This window comes from Spirillospora sp. NPDC052269 (assembly GCF_040679435.1).
Classification (GTDB): domain Bacteria; phylum Actinomycetota; class Actinomycetes; order Streptosporangiales; family Streptosporangiaceae; genus Spirillospora.
On record NZ_JBFAUU010000011.1, the window covers coordinates 1 to 21,625 of the forward strand.

At 71.3% G+C, this 21,625-nt stretch carries 24 protein-coding genes and 3 tRNA genes; 12 read left to right on the plus strand and 15 right to left on the minus strand.

From position 1 onward, the window contains the following. Nucleotides 1–116: 116 nt before the first annotated feature. The 5 genes from AB0L06_RS23550 to AB0L06_RS23570 form a co-directional block, all read right to left on the minus strand. On the minus strand, nucleotides 117–614 hold the full coding sequence (locus AB0L06_RS23550) for a hypothetical protein (RefSeq protein WP_500233223.1): 498 nt from the start codon (nucleotides 612–614) through the stop codon (nucleotides 117–119). A 39-nt stretch (nucleotides 615–653) separates the two neighbouring features. Further along, nucleotides 654–1,070, minus strand: coding sequence for a protein-L-isoaspartate O-methyltransferase family protein (locus tag AB0L06_RS23555; protein ID WP_500233529.1), 417 nt, complete (start codon nucleotides 1,068–1,070; stop codon nucleotides 654–656). Continuing rightward, a complete protein-coding gene (locus tag AB0L06_RS23560) occupies nucleotides 1,045–1,290 on the minus strand; it encodes a hypothetical protein (protein ID WP_500233224.1) in 246 nt (81 codons plus the stop codon). Before AB0L06_RS23560 ends, AB0L06_RS23555 begins: the two co-directional genes overlap by 26 nt. An 11-nt stretch (nucleotides 1,291–1,301) precedes the next feature. Next, nucleotides 1,302–1,433 carry a hypothetical protein gene (locus tag AB0L06_RS23565; protein ID WP_500233225.1) on the minus strand — a complete coding sequence of 44 codons (132 nt, stop codon included), beginning with the start codon at nucleotides 1,431–1,433 and terminating at the stop codon, nucleotides 1,302–1,304. 75 nt (nucleotides 1,434–1,508) lie between these two features. Further along, nucleotides 1,509–2,021 (minus strand): ATP-binding protein, encoded by a 513-nt coding sequence (locus tag AB0L06_RS23570; RefSeq protein WP_500233226.1) that lies wholly within the window; start codon nucleotides 2,019–2,021, stop codon nucleotides 1,509–1,511. A 141-nt stretch (nucleotides 2,022–2,162) separates the two neighbouring features. Here AB0L06_RS23570 and AB0L06_RS23575 point away from each other — a divergent pair, with 141 nt between their 5' ends. Together AB0L06_RS23575 and AB0L06_RS23580 are read left to right on the plus strand one after the other, a co-directional pair. Continuing rightward, entirely contained in the window at nucleotides 2,163–2,969 is an 807-nt protein-coding gene (locus AB0L06_RS23575; RefSeq protein ID WP_500233227.1) for a helix-turn-helix domain-containing protein, read from the plus strand. After that, on the plus strand, nucleotides 2,969–3,169 hold the full coding sequence (locus AB0L06_RS23580; protein WP_500233228.1) for a DUF397 domain-containing protein: 201 nt from the start codon (nucleotides 2,969–2,971) through the stop codon (nucleotides 3,167–3,169). The genes AB0L06_RS23575 and AB0L06_RS23580 overlap by 1 nt, the downstream gene beginning before the upstream one ends. 52 nt (nucleotides 3,170–3,221) lie before the next feature. Here the strand turns inward: AB0L06_RS23580 and AB0L06_RS23585 are convergent, their stop codons facing one another. Then, nucleotides 3,222–3,794 (minus strand): hypothetical protein, encoded by a 573-nt coding sequence (locus AB0L06_RS23585; protein WP_500233229.1) that lies wholly within the window; start codon nucleotides 3,792–3,794, stop codon nucleotides 3,222–3,224. A 197-nt stretch (nucleotides 3,795–3,991) separates the two neighbouring features. On the opposite strand from AB0L06_RS23585, the gene AB0L06_RS23590 reads away from it, so the two are divergent. Further along, nucleotides 3,992–4,558, plus strand: a complete 567-nt coding sequence (locus tag AB0L06_RS23590; RefSeq protein ID WP_500233230.1) for a dihydrofolate reductase family protein — start codon at nucleotides 3,992–3,994, stop codon at nucleotides 4,556–4,558. Here the strand turns inward: AB0L06_RS23590 and AB0L06_RS23595 are convergent. The 3 genes from AB0L06_RS23595 to AB0L06_RS23605 all read right to left on the minus strand — a co-directional run bounded on the left by AB0L06_RS23595 (nucleotide 4,555) and on the right by AB0L06_RS23605 (nucleotide 7,190). Beyond that, nucleotides 4,555–5,103: a GNAT family N-acetyltransferase gene (locus AB0L06_RS23595; RefSeq protein ID WP_500233231.1), complete on the minus strand. Its 549-nt coding sequence runs from the start codon at nucleotides 5,101–5,103 to the stop codon at nucleotides 4,555–4,557. The genes AB0L06_RS23590 and AB0L06_RS23595 overlap by 4 nt on opposite strands. A gap of 59 nt (nucleotides 5,104–5,162) precedes the next feature. Beyond that, nucleotides 5,163–6,080, minus strand: a complete 918-nt coding sequence (locus AB0L06_RS23600; RefSeq protein WP_500233232.1) for a hypothetical protein — start codon at nucleotides 6,078–6,080, stop codon at nucleotides 5,163–5,165. Between the two features lie 225 nt (nucleotides 6,081–6,305). Continuing rightward, nucleotides 6,306–7,190 carry a LysR family transcriptional regulator gene (locus AB0L06_RS23605; RefSeq protein ID WP_500233233.1) on the minus strand — a complete coding sequence of 295 codons (885 nt, stop codon included), beginning with the start codon at nucleotides 7,188–7,190 and terminating at the stop codon, nucleotides 6,306–6,308. An 82-nt stretch (nucleotides 7,191–7,272) separates the two neighbouring features. Between AB0L06_RS23605 and AB0L06_RS23610 the strand changes: the two genes are divergently transcribed. The 6 genes from AB0L06_RS23610 (at nucleotide 7,273) to AB0L06_RS23635 (ending at nucleotide 13,391) form a co-directional block, all read left to right on the plus strand. Further along, nucleotides 7,273–8,112 carry an oxidoreductase gene (locus AB0L06_RS23610; RefSeq protein ID WP_500233234.1) on the plus strand — a complete coding sequence of 280 codons (840 nt, stop codon included), beginning with the start codon at nucleotides 7,273–7,275 and terminating at the stop codon, nucleotides 8,110–8,112. Between the two features lie 170 nt (nucleotides 8,113–8,282). Next, entirely contained in the window at nucleotides 8,283–10,211 is a 1,929-nt protein-coding gene (locus AB0L06_RS23615) for a glycoside hydrolase family 3 protein (protein ID WP_500233235.1), read from the plus strand. Nucleotides 10,212–10,831: 620 nt separating this feature from the next. After that, nucleotides 10,832–10,916 (plus strand) — tRNA-Ser (locus AB0L06_RS23620). Between the two features lie 5 nt (nucleotides 10,917–10,921). After that, nucleotides 10,922–10,994, plus strand: a tRNA-Met gene (locus AB0L06_RS23625). 39 nt (nucleotides 10,995–11,033) lie between these two features. Next, nucleotides 11,034–11,106: transfer RNA gene (locus AB0L06_RS23630), tRNA-Arg, on the plus strand. A 440-nt stretch (nucleotides 11,107–11,546) separates the two neighbouring features. Further along, nucleotides 11,547–13,391, plus strand: coding sequence for a tetratricopeptide repeat protein (locus AB0L06_RS23635; protein ID WP_500233236.1), 1,845 nt, complete (start codon nucleotides 11,547–11,549; stop codon nucleotides 13,389–13,391). 4 nt (nucleotides 13,392–13,395) lie between these two features. On the opposite strand, the gene AB0L06_RS23640 is transcribed toward AB0L06_RS23635, so the two are convergent. Next, nucleotides 13,396–14,286, minus strand: coding sequence for a prenyltransferase/squalene oxidase repeat-containing protein (locus AB0L06_RS23640; RefSeq protein WP_500233237.1), 891 nt, complete (start codon nucleotides 14,284–14,286; stop codon nucleotides 13,396–13,398). Nucleotides 14,287–14,332: 46 nt separating this feature from the next. Further along, nucleotides 14,333–14,752, minus strand: coding sequence for a pyridoxamine 5'-phosphate oxidase family protein (locus AB0L06_RS23645; protein ID WP_500233238.1), 420 nt, complete (start codon nucleotides 14,750–14,752; stop codon nucleotides 14,333–14,335). Between the two features lie 148 nt (nucleotides 14,753–14,900). On the opposite strand from AB0L06_RS23645, the gene AB0L06_RS23650 reads away from it, so the two are divergent. Together AB0L06_RS23650 and AB0L06_RS23655 are read left to right on the plus strand one after the other, a co-directional pair. Further along, a complete protein-coding gene (locus tag AB0L06_RS23650) occupies nucleotides 14,901–16,310 on the plus strand; it encodes a protein kinase domain-containing protein (protein ID WP_500233239.1) in 1,410 nt (469 codons plus the stop codon). 40 nt (nucleotides 16,311–16,350) lie between these two features. Then, nucleotides 16,351–16,563: a hypothetical protein gene (locus AB0L06_RS23655; protein WP_500233240.1), complete on the plus strand. Its 213-nt coding sequence runs from the start codon at nucleotides 16,351–16,353 to the stop codon at nucleotides 16,561–16,563. A 273-nt stretch (nucleotides 16,564–16,836) separates the two neighbouring features. Here AB0L06_RS23655 and AB0L06_RS23660 read toward each other — a convergent pair whose 3' ends face one another. From AB0L06_RS23660 to pdhA, 3 genes are read right to left on the minus strand one after another with little or no spacing between them, the layout of a single operon-like run. Next, the gene (locus AB0L06_RS23660; RefSeq protein ID WP_500233241.1) at nucleotides 16,837–18,150 is read right to left on the minus strand and encodes a dihydrolipoamide acetyltransferase family protein; all 1,314 of its coding nucleotides are present in this window, start codon (nucleotides 18,148–18,150) and stop codon (nucleotides 16,837–16,839) included. Then, entirely contained in the window at nucleotides 18,147–19,163 is a 1,017-nt protein-coding gene (locus AB0L06_RS23665; protein ID WP_500233242.1) for an alpha-ketoacid dehydrogenase subunit beta, read from the minus strand. The genes AB0L06_RS23660 and AB0L06_RS23665 overlap by 4 nt, the downstream gene beginning before the upstream one ends. 13 nt (nucleotides 19,164–19,176) lie before the next feature. Next, nucleotides 19,177–20,316, minus strand: a complete 1,140-nt coding sequence (pdhA, locus tag AB0L06_RS23670) for a pyruvate dehydrogenase (acetyl-transferring) E1 component subunit alpha (protein ID WP_500233243.1) — start codon at nucleotides 20,314–20,316, stop codon at nucleotides 19,177–19,179. Nucleotides 20,317–20,464: 148 nt separating this feature from the next. Between pdhA and AB0L06_RS23675 the strand changes: the two genes are divergently transcribed. Then, the gene (locus AB0L06_RS23675) at nucleotides 20,465–21,151 is read left to right on the plus strand and encodes a GntR family transcriptional regulator (protein WP_500233244.1); all 687 of its coding nucleotides are present in this window, start codon (nucleotides 20,465–20,467) and stop codon (nucleotides 21,149–21,151) included. A 119-nt stretch (nucleotides 21,152–21,270) separates the two neighbouring features. On the opposite strand, the gene AB0L06_RS23680 is transcribed toward AB0L06_RS23675, so the two are convergent. Further along, on the minus strand, nucleotides 21,271–21,558 hold the full coding sequence (locus tag AB0L06_RS23680) for a hypothetical protein (protein ID WP_500233245.1): 288 nt from the start codon (nucleotides 21,556–21,558) through the stop codon (nucleotides 21,271–21,273). Between the last annotated feature and the right edge of the window lie 67 nt (nucleotides 21,559–21,625).

The following is a 21,625-nucleotide window of genomic DNA, read 5'->3' on the forward strand; positions in this document are numbered from 1 at the left end:
CGCCGCCGGACTTATATTGAGTGAGGCCCGCCACGAAAGTGGCGGGCCTCACCACTTTTCAGGGCCCCGCCATGAATATGGCGGGGCCCTTTTTGCTTTCAGAGGTCTTTTCGTGTTCAGGCGATGATGTTGGCCGGCACGTCCAGCCAGATGGATTGGCCGGTGGCGGAGACGGTCAGGCCGAAACGGTCCCGGGTGGGCTGACCGAGGGAACACCAGTGCAGCCAGGCGTTGGACGCCTCGGCCCACAGGTCACGATCGCCGTAGGTGGTGACCTCGTATTCGGTGGAGTTCGGCGCGTACTCAACGGTCGCCCAGGAGCCGAACCCACGCGAGCCGCGGTAGGACTCACGCAGCCACAGGGTGGCTTCGCCGCTCTCGTCCTCGGCGTCACACAGGTCGTAGCGGATGCCGGGGGCGAGTGCGGAGATGACGACTCCGCTGCCGTAGGTGTTCCAGCTGACGGCCCTGGGGTTGATGCGGGTCGTGTACTGTTTCGCGTCGCTTTCGTGGTGGAGGAAGGACGCGAGGGGGCCGGGCTCGGGGCGTTGGGAACGCAGCATCATGTAGCTCGCGGTCGTGGTCAGCCGTCCTATGGCCTTGTCGCCGAGCATGGTGAGTTTCAGTTTGTGGCCGTAGCCCCAGGGCGGGGTTCAGGGGAGGACGGCTGTGCCGCCGGGGCGGAGGGCGGTCAGCAGGGACCAGGGGATGTCGGAGACTCCGGCGGTGATGTGGAGTCCGTCGTGGAGGTCGTCGGAGCTGAAGTCGAGTGCGTCCATTGTGAGGACCTGGACATTGCCGGCGCCGAGGTGAGTGGTGCGGATGTCCGCGGCCTCGGCGAGTCCGGCGTCCACTTCGAGGGTGGTGACGGTGCCGTGGCGGCCGACGATCGAGCTGAGGAGGCAGGCCGTCCAGGCGGAGCCGGTGCCGACTTCGAGGACGCGGTCGCTGGGGCGAGGGGCGAGGAGTTCGCCGAACTGGGCGACGACGCCGGGGGCTGAGACGGATGAGGTGAAGCGTCCCTCGCCGGTGGTCGGGTCGCCTTCACCGTCGTTCGCTTGGGTGATGATGCTGGCGTCGGAGTAGACGGCTTTTTCGCCACTCGTCCGGGCGGGCTGTTTTGTCGATGGAGTAGCCGGGGGCGTCGTAGTCCGGGTTCACCCACGCGCGGTCGGGGACGAACAATTCTCGGCGGTGGGTGAGGAAGGCTTCGGCCCATTCGGGGCGGGTGAGGTCGCCCTGGTTCCGCAGGATGCGGTTCAGGGATTCGGCGCCGTGGGCGTCGGTCATGTTGGGGGTTCCTACTTTCGCTGGCCGTCGCTGGGGTTGCCTTTGGTGCCGTCGCCCTTGCCGCCGTGGCCGCCGCCGCCCTGGGGACTGTTGCCGTCGCTGCTCTTCTCGTCGGTCTCGTTGTCGTTGTTGTGCTTTCCCATGTTGGGCTCCTTGGAGGGGAAGGGTGGGGCGGGCTGTCTGGACGGCCCGCCCCGGGGGTGACGAGAGGGTGGGGGTTAGGGCCGCCTCCCCTCGGTCAGGGTGTGTGGCCCGCCCGGCGGACGCGACGGGGCCGGACCAGGGACGGTGTCGGCGTCGGCCGGGCGGGGGTTCGGGGTGGCGAGGAGGGCGTAGACGGTCTTGCCGCCGGTGCGTTCGGAGCGCTGACCCCAGTGGACGGACAGGGCCTCGACGATCATGAGGCCGCGTCCGCCCTCGTCGTCGGGGGTGCGGTGGGCGGCCTTCTTGGGGGACGGGTCGTCCAGCTCGATGAGGAGGAACGGCCTGAGGAGGATCACACGGAGGCCGATCGTCCGTCCGGGGGCCGCCTGGATGGCGTTGGCGAAGAGCTCGTCGGCGACGAGGATCGCGTCGTCCACCATGTCCTTGAGGTCCCACTCGTTGAGGTGGGCCTCGACCAGGTTGCGGACGAGCACGGCTGCGGCCGCGAGACCGGTCACCGCCTGCTCGAAGGACCGGGTTTCGTTCTGGCGAGGGATGCGGGTCGACGGGCCGGAGCGGAGCGTCAATGGGATCACCTGTCGGGGCTGTCGTCTGCTTCGTATGGCACACATGGTGAACCCGCGCTGGTTACCGTGACCACGGAAAGGACGTGGCACAGGTTTCTGCAAGTTCACAGCGCGTTGTGAACTCCGAGGGGGCCCGGTGAGATGACCGAACTTGACCCGAATTCATCGAGTTGGGACTACTTCATTACGCACATGAAGCGCGTGAGAGGTGAGCTGGGGATCTCCGGAGAAGCGCTCGGCAAGCGGATCAACTGCACGAAGGGGCAGATCTCCAATGTCGAGAACAAGGCGCGGCGTCCCACGCTTCGCTTGGCCGGGGCGCTGGACGGCCTGCCCAACGTCCCCCCGGACATGTTCACTCCGCTGATCCCGCGCATCGAGGAGGAGATCGGTTTTCCGCCCGGCTTCCTGGACTATCTGGAGGAGGAGGCCCGCGCTTCGCAGCTGAGGATGTACTTCCAGTACATGGTGCCGGGGATCTTCCAGACCGTCGACTATGCTCGCGCGGTCCTGGGCGCGGCCAACCGGGCGAACCGGATCGACGAGCTGCTCGCCACGCGAATGGAGCGGCAGGAGATTCTGGTGCGGGACGAGCCACCGAGCGTTGTCGCGCTCCTGGAGGAGCACGTGGTGCGCAAGATCGTGGGGTCACGGGAGATCGCACGTGGGCAGCTCGCGCGGTTGCTGGAGTTGTGCCGCGAGCCGCACGTCACGATCCAGATCGTGCCGGACGATGCGGCGGTGTACCCCGAATCGTCCGCCACGCTACTGTCGTTCATCGACGGCCCGGACAGTGCTTACCAGGAAGGGCTGGGCGGGCGGGGCGCGCTCATCGAAGCCGGGCGCGAGGTCGCCCGCATGGCCACACTGTTCGAGCAGATCAGGGCAGTGGCACTGGCGCCCCCGGACTCAGCGGCCCTGATCCGGGAAGTATGGGAGGCACGTTGATGGGTAGCAGCGCTCCGAAGTGGCGCAAGAGCAGCCACAGTGGTGGGGACGCCGGTCAGTGCGTCGAACTGGCCGACATGGCGTCCGGTGTCGGAGTCCGTGACAGCAAGCATCCTGAAGGCGGATTCCTGGTTCTCGCTCGTGGCGACCTGGCCGGGGTCGTGGCTCTGATCAAGTGTGGGGATGTCGACTTGGCCTGAGACGTCGCCTGAAATGAAGGAAGCCCCCGCCGCGGCGGGGGCTTCCTTCATTTCAGGCGGGTGGGGGGAGGAGTTCGAAGTGGGTGGCGAGGGTGGTGAAGAGGGGGTCGTCGGCTTCGGGGGTGAAGGTGCCGCAGCCTAGGGCGAAGGGGGTTTCGCCTTCGACGACGAAGTACTCGCGGACGGTCCAGGTGCGGCCGGCGTCGTGCTTGGCGCAGTCGAGGCGGGCGCCGGGGCGGCCCGCGACCTCGGCCGGGGTGATCTGGAAGTCGTCGAAGCCGCTCGCGGCGAGGACGGGGCGGACGCGTTCGGCGGCATCGAGGGCGGTCGCGCCGGGCTGCGGCATCGCGCGGAACACGATGACGCTGTGGCGGCGGTCCGTGGGGTCGACGAAGCGGGCGGTCTCGATGGGGCTGTTCCGGAGGTTCGGCGGGCGCTCGTCCCAGCCGTCCGGGATCTGGAGGGCGTAGCCGAACTCCGGCTTGGCGACGCGTCGCCAGGTGTGCTGCATGGGGCGCTCCTCGGCGTCCTCGTGTCGGAGGTGCCTGAGGGCGGCGGTGTAGGACTCGCCGGTGCGGCGGGCGCGCGCTCGGACGCGGCGCTTGAAGTTCTTGTTCGCTGTCATCAGGCCCTCGACGTCACGGCGCCGTCCCCCGGCGTGCGGCCCGTGACGGGCGGATGACGAGCGATCCGAGGAAACGTGTCCCCTTTGCCTCCGCCGGGCGGCCCTGCCGGGGAGGGCCGAAGGAGGTTGGGCGATGAATCAGCGCCTTGTGACGAGTCTAGATGGGTGGAGGAACGACGCCAAGAGGAGGGTTTCGCGTGGACGAGTTCGTGGCGCAGACGGCGGCGGGGAAGGTGCTCTGGCATTTCGCGATGTCGTTGGACGGGTTCGTGGCGGGTCCGGAGCACGACATGGGGTGGATGACGGGGGCGACCGTCCGGCCGGGGCTGCATGAGGAGTACGTCCGGACCACCGGGGCGATTCTGGGTGGGCGGGACGGGTGGGACGCGGCCATTGGGAAAAGCCGGCCTTATGGGGGTGCTTGGGAGGGGCCGATCTTTGTGCTGACGCATCATCCGGACGATGCGGAGCCTGCTGAGGGCGTCACGTTTCTGAGCTGTGGTGTCGCGGAGGCTGTGCGGATCGCGCTGGACGCGGCGGGCGGGAAGAACGTCGAGGTGTTCTCGGCGTCCATCGGGCGGCAGCTCATCGAGCGGGGGCTGATCGATGAGATCGACCTGCATGTTCTGCCGGTGCTGCTGGGGGACGGGATTCGGTTGTTCGACCGGCCGGGCGGGGTGCCCGTTCGGCTTCGGCGGGTGGGAGGGGACGGTCCCACCGCGGCCATCAACCTGCGGTTTCACCCGGAGGAGGCGACTTCCTAGGCCGGGCGGTTGGCTCGGTAGAGGACGTGGCGGCGGAGGGGGCTGCCTTCGGGCAGGGCGGGGTGGTCGAAGTCGTCCGCCGGGTCGTGGGTCATGCCGATGCGGTGCATGACGGCGCGGGAGCGGGCGTTCTTCTCGGCGGTGAACGCGACGACCTCGGAGAGGCCGAGTTCGGTGAAGGCGTGGTCCAGGGAGCGGCGGGCGGCCTCGGAGGCGTAGCCGTGGCCCCAGCTTTCGCGGGTCAGGCGCCAGCCGACCTCGACCGTCGGGGTGAAGTGGGCGTCGAAGCGTGGGACGGACAGGCCGGTGAAGCCGATGAATCGTCCGGTTTCGGCGACCTCCAGGGCCCAGAAGCCGAAGCCTCGTTCGTTGATGGCCGTTTCGAGGCGGTCCAGGAGCGCGTCGCTTTCCGGGCGGGTCATGAGGTTCGGGAAATACTCCATGACTTCGGGGTCGGCGTTCAGCGCGGCGAAGGGGGCACGGTCTTCGTCGCGCCAGTGGCGCAGGATGAGGCGTTCGGAGCGGAGCTCGGGGGGATTGGTCATGGTGGTCGACTCTAGTCAGCGCGAGGCCGCCGGGCGCCGCTGTCGCCCGGCGGTCGCTTCTACTGGTCGACCAGCCAGTGGTCGTTCGCGCTCGCGCGGGTGAATTTCAGGGTCGGGCACATGTAGTCGGAGGGGTTGGGCGAGGTGACCGGTTCCCAGGGGGAGTCGGACGAGGTCGCCGGGGTCCAGGCGCCGTTGTGGCGGAGTTCGATCGAGCTGCTTTCGAAGACGACGTTCTTGGCGTCCGCGCAGTAGTAGGCGTTGCCGGTGGACGAGTCGCGGCTGGCGTAGATCTCGAAGATGTCCCAGCCGTAGGGGAGTGCGCTGGTGTCCTGGCCGGACTGGCTGAAGAACGAGCTCCAGGTGTTCGTCGTGTAGTTGTACAGGTAGGCCGTCCAGGCGTTGGTGGACGCGTTCGTCCGGACGAGCTGGACGGTGTAGGCGGCGTGGCCGTTCACCTGTGTCGTGTAGGTGTGCTCGAACGAGGCGTCCATGGGGATCTCGACGGCGGGGCCGCCGCTGCCGCACCAGTCCCACGCCCACAGTTCGTTGCCGACGGCCTGGGAGTAGACCGTGGTGACCTCCATGCAGGAGGAGGCGGCCTTGGTGGTCGGCGCGTAGGTGAAGTCGTCGGCGTAGGAGACCTGGTAGGACGGGTCGACGCTGTGGGTCGCCATGAGGCCGTCGTGGGTTCCGGCGGCGGGTTCGACGCCCCAGAACTCGTGGACCTGCTCGCGGAGCGCGTCGGGGGCGTTCCTGCCGAGACGTGCCTGGTGGAGTGCGCGGAAGGCGCGGGCGGCCTTCGCGGTTCCCGGGGTGTTGGGGACGGGACGGGCGCCCGCGACGCGTCCGGACCTGGGGGCGTTCGGGTTCGGCGACGCGGTGGGCGCGCTGGGCGCGGCCGTCGCGGGGGCGGTGGTGAGGGCGGCTACGAGGACGGTCGGGAGCAGGCACGCGAGCAGGGTTCGTCGCTGCATCACTCGACTCCTTGGGAGGCGGGGGACGGAGGTCGGCGGGCGCGCGCTGGCCGGGCGGCGGGGGCCGGGGAGCATGATCGCCCCTGCCGCCGACCCATACAGTGCGATCAGTTCGGACGCCTGTCAATGCCCTTTTCAGGGATTTTTCAGGCGATTCAGAACAAGTGCGGTCAGGGATGGGTGAACGGCCTATCGTGGCCAGCCGCAGCGGACCGCGCCCGGGGGTCAGCCGGTTTCCGCGTTGAGCAGGTCGTGGACGACTTCGACGAAGCCGTCCACGAGGGGGGCCGGGGCCGCCCAGGCGAGGGCGACGCGGAGGGGATCGACGTCGGTGAGCGGGATCCAGGCCAGGTCGGGACGGGTGTAGTAGTGGCCCATGCTGGCGGGCGCGAAGCAGATGGCGGCGCCCTCGGCGACCTGCTCGAGCATCTCCTCGACGTTGTCGTTGGTGGGGCCCCAGACGGGGGACGAGCCGTCCGGGCGGGGGTTGACCGCCCACCAGTCGACCCAGGGGCGGGGTGCGCGCTCGGTCCACATGAGGGGCTCGTGCGCGACGTCCATGACCGACAGGCCCGGACGGGACGCCAGCGGGTGCGCGACGGGCAGGCCGACCACGCGCGGCTCGGTGTGGACGACCTCGGAGCGCAGCCCGGACAGGTCGGCGGGCAACCAGGCGAACGCCACGTCCACGCGTCCGTCGCGGAGCGCCGGGACCTCGCCGCCCCAGTCGAACCGCTTCGGCTCGACCCGGACGCCCGGATGCCGGCGTGCGAACTCGGCGCGGGCGCGGGTGGTCAGCTCGCCCGCGCCGGTCGCCTCGAAGCCGACGCGCAGCACGCCGGACACGGCGCGGCGGTGGCGTTCGGCGGCGGCGAGGACGCCGCCCGCGGCGGTGAGCGTCCGGCGCGCCTCGGCGACCACGTCGCGTCCGGCTGGGGTCGCGGTGACGCCGCCGGGGTGCCGGTCGAACAGGCGGACGCCGAGCTCGGACTCCAGGCGGCGCAGCGCGTACGACAGGGCGGGCTGGCTGACGTACAGCGACGCGGCGGCGCGGCCGACGTTCCCGGCGTCCGCGATGGCGACGAGGTAGCGCAGTTCTCTCAGCTCCACGCTGGGATGATAAACGCTGTTTATGGCATGAGTGATCTTCTGTCTTGGACGTGGCGGTGCGCTCGGGTGGATAACAGTGGTCATGAGCGAACAGCGAGTGTGGTTGATCACGGGTGCGACGTCGGGGTTCGGGCGGGCGATCGCGGAGGCGGCCCTCGCCGCGGGCGACGTCGTGGTGGCGGCGGCGCGCCGTCCCGAGGCCCTGGACGACCTGGTGGCCGCGCACCCCGACCGGGTGCGGGCGGTCGCGCTGGACGTCACCGACCAGGCCGCGATCTCGGCGGCCGTCGCCGAGGCCGTCCTGTGGCACGGGCGGGTGGACGTCCTGGTGAACAACGCCGGGCGGGCCCTGGTCGGGGCGGTCGAGGAGACGTCCGACCGGGAGCTGCGCGAGCTGATGGAGCTGCACTTCTTCGGCCCGGCGGCGCTCGTCCGCGCGGTGCTCCCGCACATGCGGCGGCAGGGGACGGGCGCGATCGTGCAGATGAGCAGCATGGGCGGGCGGATGTCGTTCCCGGGCGTCGGTCCGTACTCGGCGAGCAAGCACGCCCTCGAAGGGCTGACGCTCGCGCTGGCTGACGAGGTGTCCGGGTTCGGCGTCCGGACGATGATCGTGGAGCCGGGCAGCTTCCGGACGTCGTTCGCCGGGCCGAACTCCTTGTCGCAGACCGCCGCGCTGCCGGAGTACGCCGACACCGTCGGGCCGGTCCGCAAGAACCTTCCGGACAGCGACGGCAAGCAGCCGGGTGACCCGGCCAAGGCCGCCGCCGCGATCGTCGCCGCGCTGGACGCGGACGAGACGCCGCTGCGCCTGCCGCTCGGCAACGACGCGGTGGACGCGATCGAGGCGTCCTTCGCCCGCGACCGGGAGGACGCCGCCACCTGGGAGAAGGTCTCCCGCGGCACCGATTTCGAGGACTGATCTCCGTGCGGACGCCGCGTCCCTTCGAGGGGACGCGGCGTCCGTGGGGGTGGACGGGCCGGGCGTCCGGATGCGGACGGGTGGGGCCGGAGGGGCTTGCCGGGGGCTGGTGATCGGCCTACCGTGCGCTTGTTGTCGGGGGCAACAAATCCGACCGCGCGGAGGCATCCTTGCGCACCTTCACACCCCGATCCGCACCCCGATCCACCTCCCGATCCCCTCTGCGGACCCCGCCGCGGGTCCTCGTCCTCGGCCTCGCGACCGCGCTCGGCGCGCTCGGGGCCGCGGCCCTCCCGGCGCACGCGGCGCCCGCCGCCGGACGGCTCCAGGAACGGGCCGCGCCGGCGGACGCGCCCTACCTCGACGCCCGGCGTCCGATCAAGGAACGCGTCGACGACCTGCTGAAACGCATGACGCTCGACGACAAGCTCGGCCAGATGACCCAGGCCGAGCGCGGCGGCGCCACTCCGGCGGACGTCACGGCGTACCGGCTCGGGTCGGTGCTGTCCGGCGGCGGGTCGGTGCCCGCCGAGAACACCCCGCAGGGCTGGGCCGACATGGTCGACGGCTACCAGCGCGGCGCGCTGGCGGCCCCGCTGCGGATCCCGATGATCTACGGCGCGGACGCCGTGCACGGGCACAACAACGTGTACGGCGCGACGATCTTCCCGCACAACATCGGGCTCGGCGCGACCCGCGACCCCGGGCTCGTCCGGAAGATCGGGCGCGCGACCGCCGAGGAGGTCGCGGGCACCGGCGTGCAGTGGACGTTCGCGCCCTGCCTGTGCGTGGAGCGCAACGACCGCTGGGGACGCTCCTACGAGTCGTTCGGCGAGGTGCCGGAGCTGCCGTCCGCGATGACGACCGAGATCGTCGGGCTCCAGGGCGAGCGGCTCGGCGCGGGACCGGCGTCGATCCTGGCGACCGCCAAGCACTACGTCGGCGACGGCGGGACGACCGGCGGCAAGGACCAGGGCGACACCCAGATCTCCGAGGCCGAGCTGCGGAAGATCCACCTGCCGCCGTTCCGCGAGGCGGTGAGGCGCGGCGTCGGCTCGGTGATGATCTCCTACAGCTCGTTCAACGGCGTCAAGATGCACGGGAACCGGTATCTGATCACGGACGTGCTGAAGGGCGAGCTGGGCTTCAAGGGCCTGGTGGTCAGCGACTACAACGGCATCGACCAGATCGGCGGCGGGACGGCCGGCCTGACGCCGGAGCGCGTCACGGCGGCGGTCAACGCGGGCATCGACATGTTCATGCAGCCGTGGGACTGGAAGGAGTTCATCGACACGCTGCGCGGCGAGATCGCGAACGGTCACGTCGCGATGTCGAGGATCGACGACGCCAACCGCAGGATCCTGACGGTCAAGTTCCAGATGGGCCTGTTCGAGCACCCGTTCGCGGACCGGTCGTGGCAGCGCACGTTCGGGTCGGACGCGCACCGCGCGCTGGCACGGCGGGCCGTCGCCGAGTCGCAGGTCGTCCTGAAGAACGCCGGGAACGTGCTGCCGCTGCCGAAGGGCGGCGGGAAGATCTTCGTGGCGGGCAAGAACGCCGACGACATCGGCGACCAGACCGGCGGATGGACGCTGACCTGGCAGGGCTCGTCCGGGCCGATCACCAAGGGCACGACGATCCTGCAGGGCATCCGGCAGGCCGTCCGGCCGGGGACGACCGTGACCTACAGCAAGGACGGCACGGGCGTCGACTCGTCCTACAAGGCCGCCGTGGCGGTGGTGGGGGAGACCCCGTACGCCGAGTTCATGGGAGACCGCCCAGACGGCATGGGCCTTTCCGACCAGGACCTCGCCACCCTCGCCACGCTGCGCGCGTCCGGGGTGCCGGTCGTGGTGGTGCTGGTGTCGGGACGTCCGCTGGACATCGCCGCGCAGCTGCCCGGCTGGAACGCGCTCGTCGAGTCGTGGCTGCCGGGGACCGAGGGGCAGGGCGTCGCGGACGTGCTGTTCGGGAGCGTCCGGCCGACCGGACGGCTGCCCGTCAGCTGGCCGCGCAGCGCGTCCCAGGAGCCGGTGAACAGGGGTGACGGGAAGTCCCCGCTGTTCCCTTACGGGTTCGGGCTCACCTATCGCCACTGATTGGCCGCTTAAGGTCACATGTCCGCTTGACAGTGGTCCCCGGATGAGGTCGCCGGTGATAGTGGAACGGTCGAAGGACAAAAGTGACTGAAGGGGCAGAAGTGATGAAGAAAGTCGTCATCCACCGGACGGGACCGGTCGCGCTGCGTGGCTCGGCGAGCACCAAACACGCGGGCTGACACCCGCTGAACGATACCGGCCCGCCGGACGTGGACCTCGTCCGGCGGGCCGCCGCATGTGATCATTCCGTGCCGGACCGCCGGTGCGCGGGCGCGCTCGAATCGTCGTTCCACGACATCCTGTTTGCGAAAGGTATTTGCCGCTGCTCGGGCGGCTCCGGAGCGTATCGGAGCGTTGAGAAGGGGGTGCCGTCACGTCGGGCGGAAAAAGGGTTGCGGGCGCGGAAGGGGACCGGCATAGTGATCGTTGTCAGCAGCGGACACCGTCCGCCGAACGAGAGGAGAGGGACCATGCGACGTCATAGCCGAATGCCGCACAGTAGTCGTCTCTCCGGTCTCGGGAGCGGTGTCAGACGGACGTGACCAGCGCGTCCTGACGTCCATCGCCGCCCGCGGGCCCGGAGCCCGGCGGGCGGTTTCGTGTTTTCCACGGCCGCCCGGGGAGGGTTGGCCGAGTGGAAAGGCAGCGGCTTGCTAAGCCGTGGTCGGGGTTCGCCCCGCGCGAGTTCGAATCTCGCACCCTCCGCGCAAGGCGGATAGGAGAGCTGGTGCTCTCGGCGGCCTCATAAACCGTTGCAGGCGGGTTCGATTCCCGCATCCGCCACGTGTGTGAAAGGCATGTGCGCACAATTTCTTATGACCAGTCTCCGTGGCGCAGTGGAAAGCGCGTCGGGTTGCGGACCCGAAGGGCGCAGGTTCGAATCCTGCCGGAGACACGGCCTCCATGGTGTGGCGGTCCGCACACCAGGTCGTGGCCCTGGAGGGTCCGGTTCGACTCCGGATGGAGGCCCTGAGGGGGCCGGTCGTGAGCGCGCGATCGGCCCCCGAAACCCGGAAAACTGACCGATACAGGTCACCGTCCGTTCGGACGTTGTGAAGGACGCACCGCACGGGATACGCATGGGTGCATCGGGTTCACACCGGGTGAGGGGCGGACGATGAAGCGGATCCTCGTGCACAGAACCGGGCCGGTCGCCCTGCGCGGCAAGGCCAGCGCCAGGCACGCCGGCCTGTGAGGGCCGAGCGGCGGATCCCGGCCCAGCGGCCGATCTCGGCCGGCCTTCGGATACCGGCCGAACTCCGGATACCGGCGCCGGCGGATCCGCGGACACCCGCCGACATGCGGACACCCGCCGACATGCGGACATCGTCTGACATGCGGACATCGTCTGACGTGCGGATCTCGGCCGACCGGCGGGTCGGCGGGCCGTACACGGCCGGCGCCGCGCTGGTCGGCGCGCTCGCCCGCGAGGCCGCCGCCGCGGAACGTTCCGATCTGCTCGCCGCGTACGACATCGAACTGCTCGCGGTCGCGCCCGACCTGGGCGATCTGGTCCCGGCGCGGCGCATCACGCTGATGGACAGGGTCGAACGCAAGGAACGCGTCCTCGTCCCCGCCGCGCGCCGGACGTTGCGCGTCGCGAACGGCGTGGCCGAGTTCGTCCGCGAGTGGCTGCGCGCGTCCGGGCGTCCGCGCACGGTCGTGCTCGAAGGGTTCGCCGAGGCCGACCCCGCCGACGTCGAGCTGTTCACCGTGCTGGGGCGCCGTGTCGACGAAGAGCTGCTGACCGTCCGGATGGACGACGAGGCCGTGCCGGAGCCGCCCGGCGACGAACTCGACCCCGCCGAGCATGCCGCGCGCGCGGACGAGCTGGAGGCGTCCGGCCTGGTAGGGCCGCGCCTCGGGACCGTCCTGCGGCACCGGGATCACGCGGGCGACCCGGTCCGCGCCGCCGCCTCCTACGCGTACGCGGTCGGCTGGTGCCTCGACCACGGCTGCCACGACGCCGTTGCGGAGCTCGGACGGCGCGGCATCGAGCACGCCGATCCCGAAGAGCACCCGGACGGCGACCCGGCCGTGTGGTGGGAGCTCGTCCACGCGACCGCGATGGCGCTGGCCGCGCTGCGCCGCGAGGACGAGGCCGAACACCTGCTGCACCGCGCCCGCGCGGCCACCGGCTCGGCCGTGTGGCACTCCACGATCGCCTACGCGCTGGCGATGCTGGCCGTCCGCCACCACGATCCCGCGCGCCGCGACCTGACCGCCGCGCTGGCCTGGACGAACACCGCGATCGCGATCTGCGGGCTGCTGCCGGACCGGGCCGAGCGCGCGATCAAGCTCGGCTTCGACCTCAACGGACGCGCGCTGGTCGAGTCCCGCCGCGGACGGGACGACGAGGCGCTGCGGCTCGTCCAGGAGGCGATCGACCTCGCCGACCGCGACCTGCCGCCGGACGCCCAGCCCGTCCACCGGATGGTGCTGCGCGCCAACCGCGCGATGGTCCTGGACCGGCTCGGACGCGCCGACGAGGCGCTCGGCGACTGGACGGCCGTGATCGACGCCGACCCCGTCCACCCCGACTACTACATCGACCGGGGCAACCTGCTGCTGCGCCTCGGCCGCGCGGACGAGGCCGTCGCCGACTACGAGACCGCGATGGCGGTGGGCCCGCCGTTCCCCGAGCCGTACTTCAACCGTTCGGAGGTGCGGTTCGCGGACGGCGACGTCGACGGCGCGCTCGCCGACCTCGACCGCGCGCTCGAACTGGACCCGGGCTTCGCCGAGGCCAGGACGAACCGCGCCGGGCTCCTGGCCTCACTCGACCGCAACGCCGAGGCCCTCGAGGACTGCATGGCCGGTCTCGTCCGCCATCCGGGGGACCCGCACCTGCTCTGCGTCCTCGGCCAGATCAAGGCCGTCGAAGGCGACACCGACAGCGCCCGGGACGCCTTCGACCGGGCCCTGAGCCATGACCCGACGTTCGCCGCGGCGTGGGCGAGCCGGGGCGTCCTCGCCTATGAGACGGGCGATGCCGAGGCCGCCGTCCGCGACCTGACCCGTGCGCTGGACCTGGCCGAGGACGCGGCCGTCCTGTTCAACCGCGCGGTCGTCCTGGTCGCCCTGGGACGTCCGGCCGAAGCCCGTGCGGACCTCGTGCGCGCGCGGGACCTGGCCCCAGGCGACCCCGACATCGAGAAGGCCCTGGACGACCTCGACTGACGGCTCAGTCCTTGAGGAACCCGGCGTTGCGGAGGGTGCGCAGGACGCGGACGGTCTCGTAGCCGCGCCACTCCAGCGCGCCCGCGGGCGAGATCTTGGCGTACTCGACCGTCCAACCGCCGTCCTCCTGCTGGCCCGCCGCGAGGCGGTCCAGGTCGGCGGCGACGACCTCGGGGGCGAACAGGCCGCGCGGCGGGCGGCCCGGGACGGCGGCGAAGTCGAGCGGGTGCAGGTACTCGTCCTCGGTGCCGCCCTCGACCCGGACCCGGCCGTCGTCCGGGACGTGCTTGGAGAGCCATTCGAGCAGCTCGGGGGCCTGCGGATGGACGTCCAGGAGGGCGTCCATCGCCCGCACGGCGAACGCCAGGATGTAGGCGTGGGGAGGGCCGTCCAGGGCGCCGACCGCGCCCACGCAGTAGTTGGCGGCGCGCTCCAGCCACGGGTGCTCGGCCACGCCCGGGTCGACCTCCGCGACCTGGCGCGCGGCGACCAGCGTGAACGCGGTGATCTGCAGGGACGAGACGGACGTGTCGGCCGTCGACCACCACGGCGCGTTGCCCGCCTCGCTGGTCACCGGCAGGGCGAACGGCAGGCCGCCGTCCGCCAGCGACACCGACTCCAGCCAGTCGCACAGCTCGACGGCCCGCGGATGCCCGCCCACCTCGGCGAACACCTCGAACGCGTGCGCGGCGGCGCCGGTCTGGCTCTCCTGCGAGCGCAGGTCGGGCTCCAGGCCCCAGCCGTAGCCGGCGTCGGTGTTGCGGTAGGCGTCGAGGGCCGAGACGACGGACTCGACGTCGTTCCTCTCGCCGCGAAGGAGGTCGAAACGCCGCCGGTCCAGGAGCCGCGCGTGCGTGGCCATGAAGTCGGCGGCCTTGTTCAGGTCGATGCTCATAAACCCATCCTGGACGGCCCTCTCCGGCCGGTCTTGTAGGTTTCGGTCACCCACCGCCGAGGCGGCGGCCGGTGATCTCCTTCGGGGCGAGCCGGATCCGGGCGGGCCGCGACTCGGCCGGCCACGGATCCACGTCCGCGGACTCCTCGTCGTCCTCCAGCTGCCGGGCGCCGCCGCGCAGCAGCACGCTCCAGCCCTCGCGGAGCTCGGGGTCGAGCCGGTCCACCTCGAACGCGATCCGGACCTCCGCGCCGCGCAGCAGCCCGGCGAGGTTCTGGTTGAGCCGCCCGGCCAGCGAGGTGCGGAAGATGATCGCGTCGCCGTCCAGGACGTAGTTGACCGGGGTCACCGTCGGCCCCTCGCCGTCGTCGTAGGCCACCCGGCCCACACCGCCCGGGGCGATCAGCTTCAGGCACTCGTCGCGGTCGAGCACCGACAGCTTCCCGCGTCCCTGGGGTTCGGTCATGGCGACGCCTTTCTCCTGATGGGTCTCGGTTCCAGCCCTACCCGCCCAGGCCGCCGCCACGCCGTGACCTTGATCGCTTCCGGGCCCGGACGGCGCGGCCGGGCCCGGTAGGGTCAAGCACGTCCCAAGGGAGAGACGGGAGCGCCCGGTGGACGATCCGCTGCGCCCCGGACTGCTGCTCGGCGGCAGGTACCGGCTCGAGGCCCGCGTCGGCGACGGCGGCATGGCCTCGGTCTGGCGCGCCTTCGACGGCGTGCTGTCCCGTCCGGTCGCGGTGAAGGTCCCGCGCGCGGACGGCCCGGGCCGGTCCGCGCGGCGGCTGCGCCGGGAGGCCACGGCCGCCGCCCGCCTCACCCACCCCGGCATCACCGGCGTCTACGACTACGGCGAGGCCGACCTTCCCGGCGGCGTCCGCGTTCCGTACGTCGTCATGGAACTGCTGGACGGCGAGACCCTCGCCGCACGGCTCGCGCGCGGGCCGCTGCCGTCCCGCGAGGCCGCCGCCGTGGGCGCCCAGATCGCCCGCGCGCTGGCGGCCGCGCACGCGGCGGGCGTCGTCCACCGCGACGTCAAGCCCGCCAACGTCATGCTCACCTCGGCAGGGGTGAGGGTCGTCGACTTCGGCCTCGCGTTCGGGGCCCGCACCGACGGCGGGGCGCTCCTCGGCACCCCCGCCTACGTCGCGCCTGAAGTCCTCGCCGGAGCTGATCCGGGCCCTGCCGCCGATGTCTACGCCCTTGGCGTCCTGCTGCGTGAGACGCTGCCTACGCCCGTGACGTCTGTTCTGGCGGCCCTTGTGGGGCGTTGCCTGGATGTTGGCTCTGACCGGCGTCCGACCGCCGCAGAGGCGGGCGACATCCTCGCGGACGCCGCTCATCTTCCGCCGATTCCGGCCTCGTTTCCGGATGGCGCTGCTCCGGATGGCGCTGCTCCGGATGGCGCTGCCTCGGACGGCGCTGCCTCGGACGGCGCGGACGAGCCCACCGGGGTGATCGACGACGACGCTCCCGCTCCGGCGAATCCGACGCGCATTCTGGACGAACCGGTCCCGTGCGCGCCGTCCGGCGGTCCCGGGACGTCCCGGCGGACGCTGCTGATCGGCGGTGGAGCGGCCGCCGTGCTGCTCGCCGCCCTCGTGATGCTCGCCGCGCTCTCCGGCAACGGACGGCCCGGCGCGTCGGCCGGACCGTCCACCCGCGCGACCACGGCGCCGCCGTCCACGCCCGCCGGGACGACCTGCGCGGTCGCGTACGCGGTGACCGGGCAGTGGCCCGGCGGATTCCAGGCGAGCGTCCGGATCACCAACCTGGGCGCCAAGGCCCTCGACGGCTGGCGGCTCAGCTGGACGTTCGGCCGGGACGAGCGGATCACCCAGATCTGGAACGGCACCCAGCGGCAGGACGGCGCGGACGTCACCGTCACCACGGCCGACTACAACCGGAGCATCGCCCCGCACGCGAGCGCCGAGTTCGGATTTCTCGGAACGGCCTCCGGCAGCGCCCCCGAACCCCGCCCGGACGCGTTCACGTTGGACGGAACACCCTGTCGTCAGGCGTGAACCGCTTGTCGTCACGCGATTCGGATTGCACGATGAGGCTATGCGGATCTCCTCGGTCGTGCTGCTCCTCTGGCTCGTGATCGGCGCCGTCGCCGCAGGCCAGCGCCATTACTACGACCGTCCCGTCAAGGACCAGGTCAAAGACTGCAGTCGCAGCGGGACGATCGCGGTCACGGTGATCGCCGGGCCGCTCAACTACATCGGCCTCAACCCGAAGATCTCCTGCAGGAAACTGCCCGAGCCCAGCAAATGACGCGGCCCCGCGCCCGACCGGGATCACCGGTGAGGGCACGGGGCCGTATTGCCGCCCCACGGGGTGCGCCATGGGCGGCTGTATTTATTGAGCCTCCGGCTCTGAGGGCTCGCCTGGCGGCTCGCCCTCAGCCCGGATGCTCGTGCGAGCGCGGCATCGCTTCGCGATCAACCGCCCGGGGGCTCGCCTTCGGCGTCGCCCCCGTGCGGTTGGTAACGCGCTCGCGCGGGTTGAGGTGGTCGCGTGGTGGCCGAAGAAATCGGCCATGCCACGTTACGCGACGATCAGGAGTGGGTTCTCCAGGAGCTGGGCCAGGCGGTCGAGGAACTTGGCCGCGGTGGCGCCGTCGGCGGCGCGGTGGTCCACCGAGAGGGTGATCGTCATGCGCTGGCCGGGGACGACCTGGCCGTCCTTGACCACCGGCTCCGCGCGGACGGCGCCGACCGCGAGGATCGCCGCCTCCGGCGGGTTGATCACGGCGGAGAACGAGGACACGCCGAACATCCCGAGGTTGCTGACCGAGAACGTGCCGCCGGACATCTCGGCGGGGGACAGCTTGCCGTCCCGGGCCTTGGTGGCCAGCTCGCGGGTCTCGGCGCCGATCTGGGACACCGACTTGCGGTCCGCGTCCTTGATCACCGGGACCAGCAGGCCGTCCGCGACCGCGACGGCCACGCCGATGTGGACGCGCTTGTGCACGAGCAGGGCGTCCTCGGTGTAGGACGTGTTGACCTGCGGGTGCTCGCGCAGCGCCCGCGCGGACGCCTTGACGATCAGGTCGTTCACGCTGACCTTGACCGGGGCGAGCGCCTCGTTCAGGGTCTTGCGGAACGCGACCAGGGCCTCGGCGTCCACGTCGCGGTTCAGGTAGAAGTGCGGCGCGTTCTGCTTGCTCTCGGTCAGGCGGCGCGCGGCGACCTTGCGGAACCGGTTCAGCGGGACGCGCTCGACGTCCTCGTCCGCGACCTGCGGAGCGGGGGCGGCGGGCTTCGGCGCGGACGCGGTGGCCGGGGCCGGGGCGGCCGGGGCCGGAGCCGGGGCCGCGGCGGGCTGCGCGCCACCGCGGATCGCGGTCTCGATGTCGGCGCGGATGATCCGCCCGCCGGGGCCGGTGCCGGTGATCGTGTGCAGGTCGAGGCCGTGGTCGCGGGCCAGGCGGCGGGCCAGCGGGGACGACGGCGGGCGGGTGCCCGACACGCCGTTCGCCGACGGACGCTCGGCGCCGACGGTCGCCGGGACCTTCGCGGGCTCCGGCTCGGCGGCCGGAGCGGGCGCGGGGGCGGCGGCCGGAGTCGGAGCCTCGGCCGCAGCCGGGGCCGGGGCCTCGGCTTTCGCCTCGGCGGGGGCGTCGCCCTTGCCGCCGATGATCGCGATCGGGGCGCCGATCGCGGCCGTCTCGCCCTCGCCGACGAGGATCTCCGTCAGCACGCCGGCCTCGTAGGCCTCGTACTCCATGACGGCCTTGTCGGTCTCGATCTCGCAGAGCACGTCGCCGACGGCCACCTCGTCGCCGGGCTTCTTCTGCCAGGCGGCGATGACGCCCTCCTCCATGGTGTCGGAGAGGCGGGGCATCAGGATCTCGGTCATCGGACGGTCTCCATGGTGGTACGGCCGGTCGCGCGGAGCGTTTCGCGAACGGCGGTGAGCAGGGAATCGGCGGACGGCAGGGCGGCGGTCTCCAGCGGCTTGCTGTACGGCAGCGGGACCTCGGCCATGGCGACCCGGCGGACCGGGGCGTCCAGCCAGTCGAAGGCGCCCTCCTGGATCGTCGCGGCGATCTCCGCGCCGATCCCGTAGGTCAGCCAGTCGTCCTCGGCGACGACCGCGGAGCCGGTCTTGCGGACCGAGGCCACGATGGTCTCGCGGTCGAGCGGGCGCAGGCTGCGCAGGTCGACGACCTCGGCGGACACGCCCTCCGCCGCCAGCTTCTCGGCCACCTCGGACGCGACGTGCGCCATCCGCGAGTAGCCGATGATCGTGATGTCGGTGCCCTCGCGGGTCACGGCCGCGCGGCCGATCTCCGCGGGCTGGACGTCGTTGATGTCGTCCGGCACCTCGCCCTTGGTGTTGTAGAGCGCGAGGTTCTCCAGGAACAGGACCGGGTCGTTGTCCCGGATCGCGGCCTTGAGCAGCGCGGACGCCTCCAGCGGCGTGGACGGCGCGACGACCTTCAGGCCCGGTACGAACGAGTAGTACAGCTCGACGTTCTGCGAGTGCGTCGCGCCCAGCTGCTGACCGCCGCCGCCGGGCGTGCGGATCACCATCGGGACGGACTTCTGCCCGCCGAACATGCCGTAGATCTTGGCGGCGTGGTTGACGATCTGGTCCAGCGCCAGCAGCGAGAAGTTGATCGTCATGAGCTCCACGACGGGCCGCAGGCCCAGCATGGCCGCGCCGATCGCGGCGCCGACGAAGCCCTCCTCGGCGATCGGGGTGTCGCGCACGCGGCGCTCCCCGAACTCCTTCAGCAGCCCCTCGGTGATCTTGTAGGAGCCCTCGAAGACGCCGATCTCCTCGCCCATGAGCAGGACGTTCTCGTCACGGAGCATCTCGGCCCGCAGCGTGTCGCGCAGGGCCTGGCGGTAGGTGATGGTTGCCATGGAAGTCGAATCCTCAGACGCGGAAGAGCGGGTCGGCGGGAAGACGCGGCAGGTCGTTCGGCACCGGCGTCGCGTAGGTGTAGTCGAACAGGGTCGACACCTCGGGGTGCGGGGACTCGTCGGCGAACGTGTTCGCGTCGGCGACGATCTCGGCCACCTCGGCCTCCAGGCGCTCGACGTCCTCGGCGGACAGCAGCCCGGCCTCCTGCAGGTCCAGCTGGGCCTTGGCGAGGGGGTCGGCGGCCTTGAGGGCCTCCTTCTCCTCCTTGGTGCGGTACTTGGCCGGGTCGACGACCGAGTGCCCGCGCAGCCGGGGGCTGGTCAGCTCCAGCAGGTACGGCTTGCTCTCCTCGCGGGCGCGCTCGACGGCCACGCGGGCCGCGTCGCGGACGGCGATCACGTCCGTACCGTCCACCCGGGCGCTGGCCATCCGGTACGCCGCGCCGCGCTTGTACAGCTCGGGCTCGGCGGCGGAGTGCTCGACCGTGGTGCCCATGCCCAGGCCGTTGTTGATGATCACGAAGACCACCGGCAGGTTCCACAGCGCGGCGATGTTCAGCGACTCGTGGAACGCGCCGATCGCGGCCGTCCCCTCGCCCATCTGGACCATCACGACGTCGTCGCCGCCGCGGTAGGACACGGCCATCGCGGCGCCGGTCGCGAGCGGGAGCTGGCCGCCGACGATGCCGTAGCCGCCCAGTAGGCGGGCCTCGGTGTCGAACATGTGCATCGACCCGCCCCAGCCCTTGGACACACCGGTGGAGCGGCCGAACAGCTCGGCCATCACGCGGCGCGGCTCGATGCCCTTGGCGATCGCGTAGCCGTGCTCGCGGTAGTTGGTGAACAGGTAGTCGGTGGGGCGCAGCGCGGCCATCAGGCCGACGACCGTGGCCTCCTCGCCCAGGTTCAGGTGGCAGTAACCGCCGATCTTGGCCTCGGTGTAGGCCCGGGCGGTCCGCTCCTCGAAGCGGCGCACCAGCAGCATCTGCCGGAAGTACTCAACGCGCGCCGCGTCGTCGGCCTTGCGGCGGTTGACGGCGCTGGCGCGGTTGTCGGCGGACTTGGGGGTTCCCTTGGCCGCCGTGCCCCTGGTACTCGTCGCGCCGGGGGTCCGGCGGGCGCGGTCCGGGGCTGCCTTCGTGGTCTCAGCCATCGGCGTTCTTCCTCCGTACGGGGAGAGGGTGCCGCGGGGTCGCCGCGCCACTCATCACCGATCATCATTGATCAATGATCGATCATATGCCCTAGGTCAAGAGGTCTGGACCAGTGTTCATTCCCGCGATCCCTCTACCATGGGGAACGTGAACGCCCCGTCCGCCGCTCCGTCCGAGTCCGTCGCCGCCTCCGGCGACCAGCCCGCCCTCCTGCGCCGCACCGGCCTGGTCGACCAGATCCGCGAGTTCATCGTGGACGGCATCTCCAGCGGCCGCTGGCAGCCCGGTGAACGCATCGTCGAACGTCGTGTGGCCACCGAGCTGGGTGTCAGCCAGGGCCCGGTCCGCGAGGCGTTGCGCCTGCTGGAGACGTTGCGGTTGATCGAGACACTGCCCAACCGCGGCGCCCGCGTCCGCCCGTTCGACGAACGCGACCTGGCGGAGATCTTCCCCGTCCGGGCCGGGCTCGAACGCACCGCCGTCGAACTCGCCCTCCCGAGTCTCACCGCCCACCTGGACGAGCTGGAGGCGCAGAACGCCCGGCTCGCCGAGGCCGCCACGGCGGGCGATCTGGACGAGCAGATCCGCGAAAGCATCCACTTTCACCGGCTCGTGGTCGGCTTCAGCGGTAACCAATTGCTTACTTCGGTCTGGGAGGGCCTGGGCATCGAGGTCTGGACGACCCTGTCCCTGCGCCTCCACAAGACCGAGATCTACTCCAAGTCCGCCGAGCACGCCCGCATCATCGAGGCGATCCGCCAGCAGGACCCGGCCGCCCCGCAGATGCTCCATGACCATGTGATGAACTACGCCCCCCTGACCTACCGTCCGTAGCCCCGTCCGTTCAGGCGGGACGCCACAACCGCACCGGCGCGACGGCGTCCCCCACGGCCACCGACGACCCGTCCGGCGTGAACGCGACGGCCCGCGTCCGCTCACTACCCCTCAATGGATCAACGGACGACGCCGCTTCGAGATTCCAGACGGGCGGTGGGCAGGGTTCCGGGTGAACGGGTGAACGGGTGGCGGTCGGCGGTGTCGGTGCCGCGCCGGTTCGGGGCGGGGAGGTCGTGCGCGGCCAGGCGTCGGCGCAGGTGGACGTGCAGATCGCCGAGGGTGAGGGTCTCCGGGCCGTCCTGGACGCCGTCGCGGACGAGCGCGAGGAACCGGCCGGTGAAGGACGTCGGGACCGACGAAGTAGAGGAGCAGGACGTCCTCGCTCTCGCGGGCCAGGCCTCCATGGCCACATGGGAGCACGGAACACGCGTGCGGGCGAGGGGTTCGGGCACAGGAACGCCCCGGCCCGCG

Bases quoted from the DNA above. Each gene is read 5' to 3' on its own strand.
- pdhA (WP_500233243.1), bottom strand. From the start codon at position 20,316: ATGGCTGAGACCACGAAGGCAGCCCCGGACCGCGCCCGCCGGACCCCC.
- AB0L06_RS23655 (WP_500233240.1), top strand. From the start codon at position 16,351: ATGCGGATCTCCTCGGTCGTGCTGCTCCTCTGGCTCGTGATCGGCGCC.
- AB0L06_RS23595 (WP_500233231.1), bottom strand. From the start codon at position 5,103: ATGACCAATCCCCCCGAGCTCCGCTCCGAACGCCTCATCCTGCGCCAC.
- AB0L06_RS23575 (WP_500233227.1), top strand. From the start codon at position 2,163: ATGACCGAACTTGACCCGAATTCATCGAGTTGGGACTACTTCATTACG.
- AB0L06_RS23680 (WP_500233245.1), bottom strand. From the start codon at position 21,558: ATGGAGGCCTGGCCCGCGAGAGCGAGGACGTCCTGCTCCTCTACTTCG.
- AB0L06_RS23645 (WP_500233238.1), bottom strand. From the start codon at position 14,752: ATGACCGAACCCCAGGGACGCGGGAAGCTGTCGGTGCTCGACCGCGAC.
- AB0L06_RS23665 (WP_500233242.1), bottom strand. From the start codon at position 19,163: ATGGCAACCATCACCTACCGCCAGGCCCTGCGCGACACGCTGCGGGCC.
- AB0L06_RS23600 (WP_500233232.1), bottom strand. From the start codon at position 6,080: ATGCAGCGACGAACCCTGCTCGCGTGCCTGCTCCCGACCGTCCTCGTA.
- AB0L06_RS23585 (WP_500233229.1), bottom strand. From the start codon at position 3,794: ATGACAGCGAACAAGAACTTCAAGCGCCGCGTCCGAGCGCGCGCCCGC.
- AB0L06_RS23635 (WP_500233236.1), top strand. From the start codon at position 11,547: ATGCGGACATCGTCTGACGTGCGGATCTCGGCCGACCGGCGGGTCGGC.
- AB0L06_RS23565 (WP_500233225.1), bottom strand. From the start codon at position 1,433: ATGGGAAAGCACAACAACGACAACGAGACCGACGAGAAGAGCAGCGAC.
- AB0L06_RS23640 (WP_500233237.1), bottom strand. From the start codon at position 14,286: ATGAGCATCGACCTGAACAAGGCCGCCGACTTCATGGCCACGCACGCG.
- AB0L06_RS23610 (WP_500233234.1), top strand. From the start codon at position 7,273: ATGAGCGAACAGCGAGTGTGGTTGATCACGGGTGCGACGTCGGGGTTC.
- AB0L06_RS23580 (WP_500233228.1), top strand. From the start codon at position 2,969: ATGGGTAGCAGCGCTCCGAAGTGGCGCAAGAGCAGCCACAGTGGTGGG.
- AB0L06_RS23660 (WP_500233241.1), bottom strand. From the start codon at position 18,150: ATGACCGAGATCCTGATGCCCCGCCTCTCCGACACCATGGAGGAGGGC.
- AB0L06_RS23560 (WP_500233224.1), bottom strand. From the start codon at position 1,290: ATGACCGACGCCCACGGCGCCGAATCCCTGAACCGCATCCTGCGGAAC.
- AB0L06_RS23550 (WP_500233223.1), bottom strand. From the start codon at position 614: ATGCTCGGCGACAAGGCCATAGGACGGCTGACCACGACCGCGAGCTAC.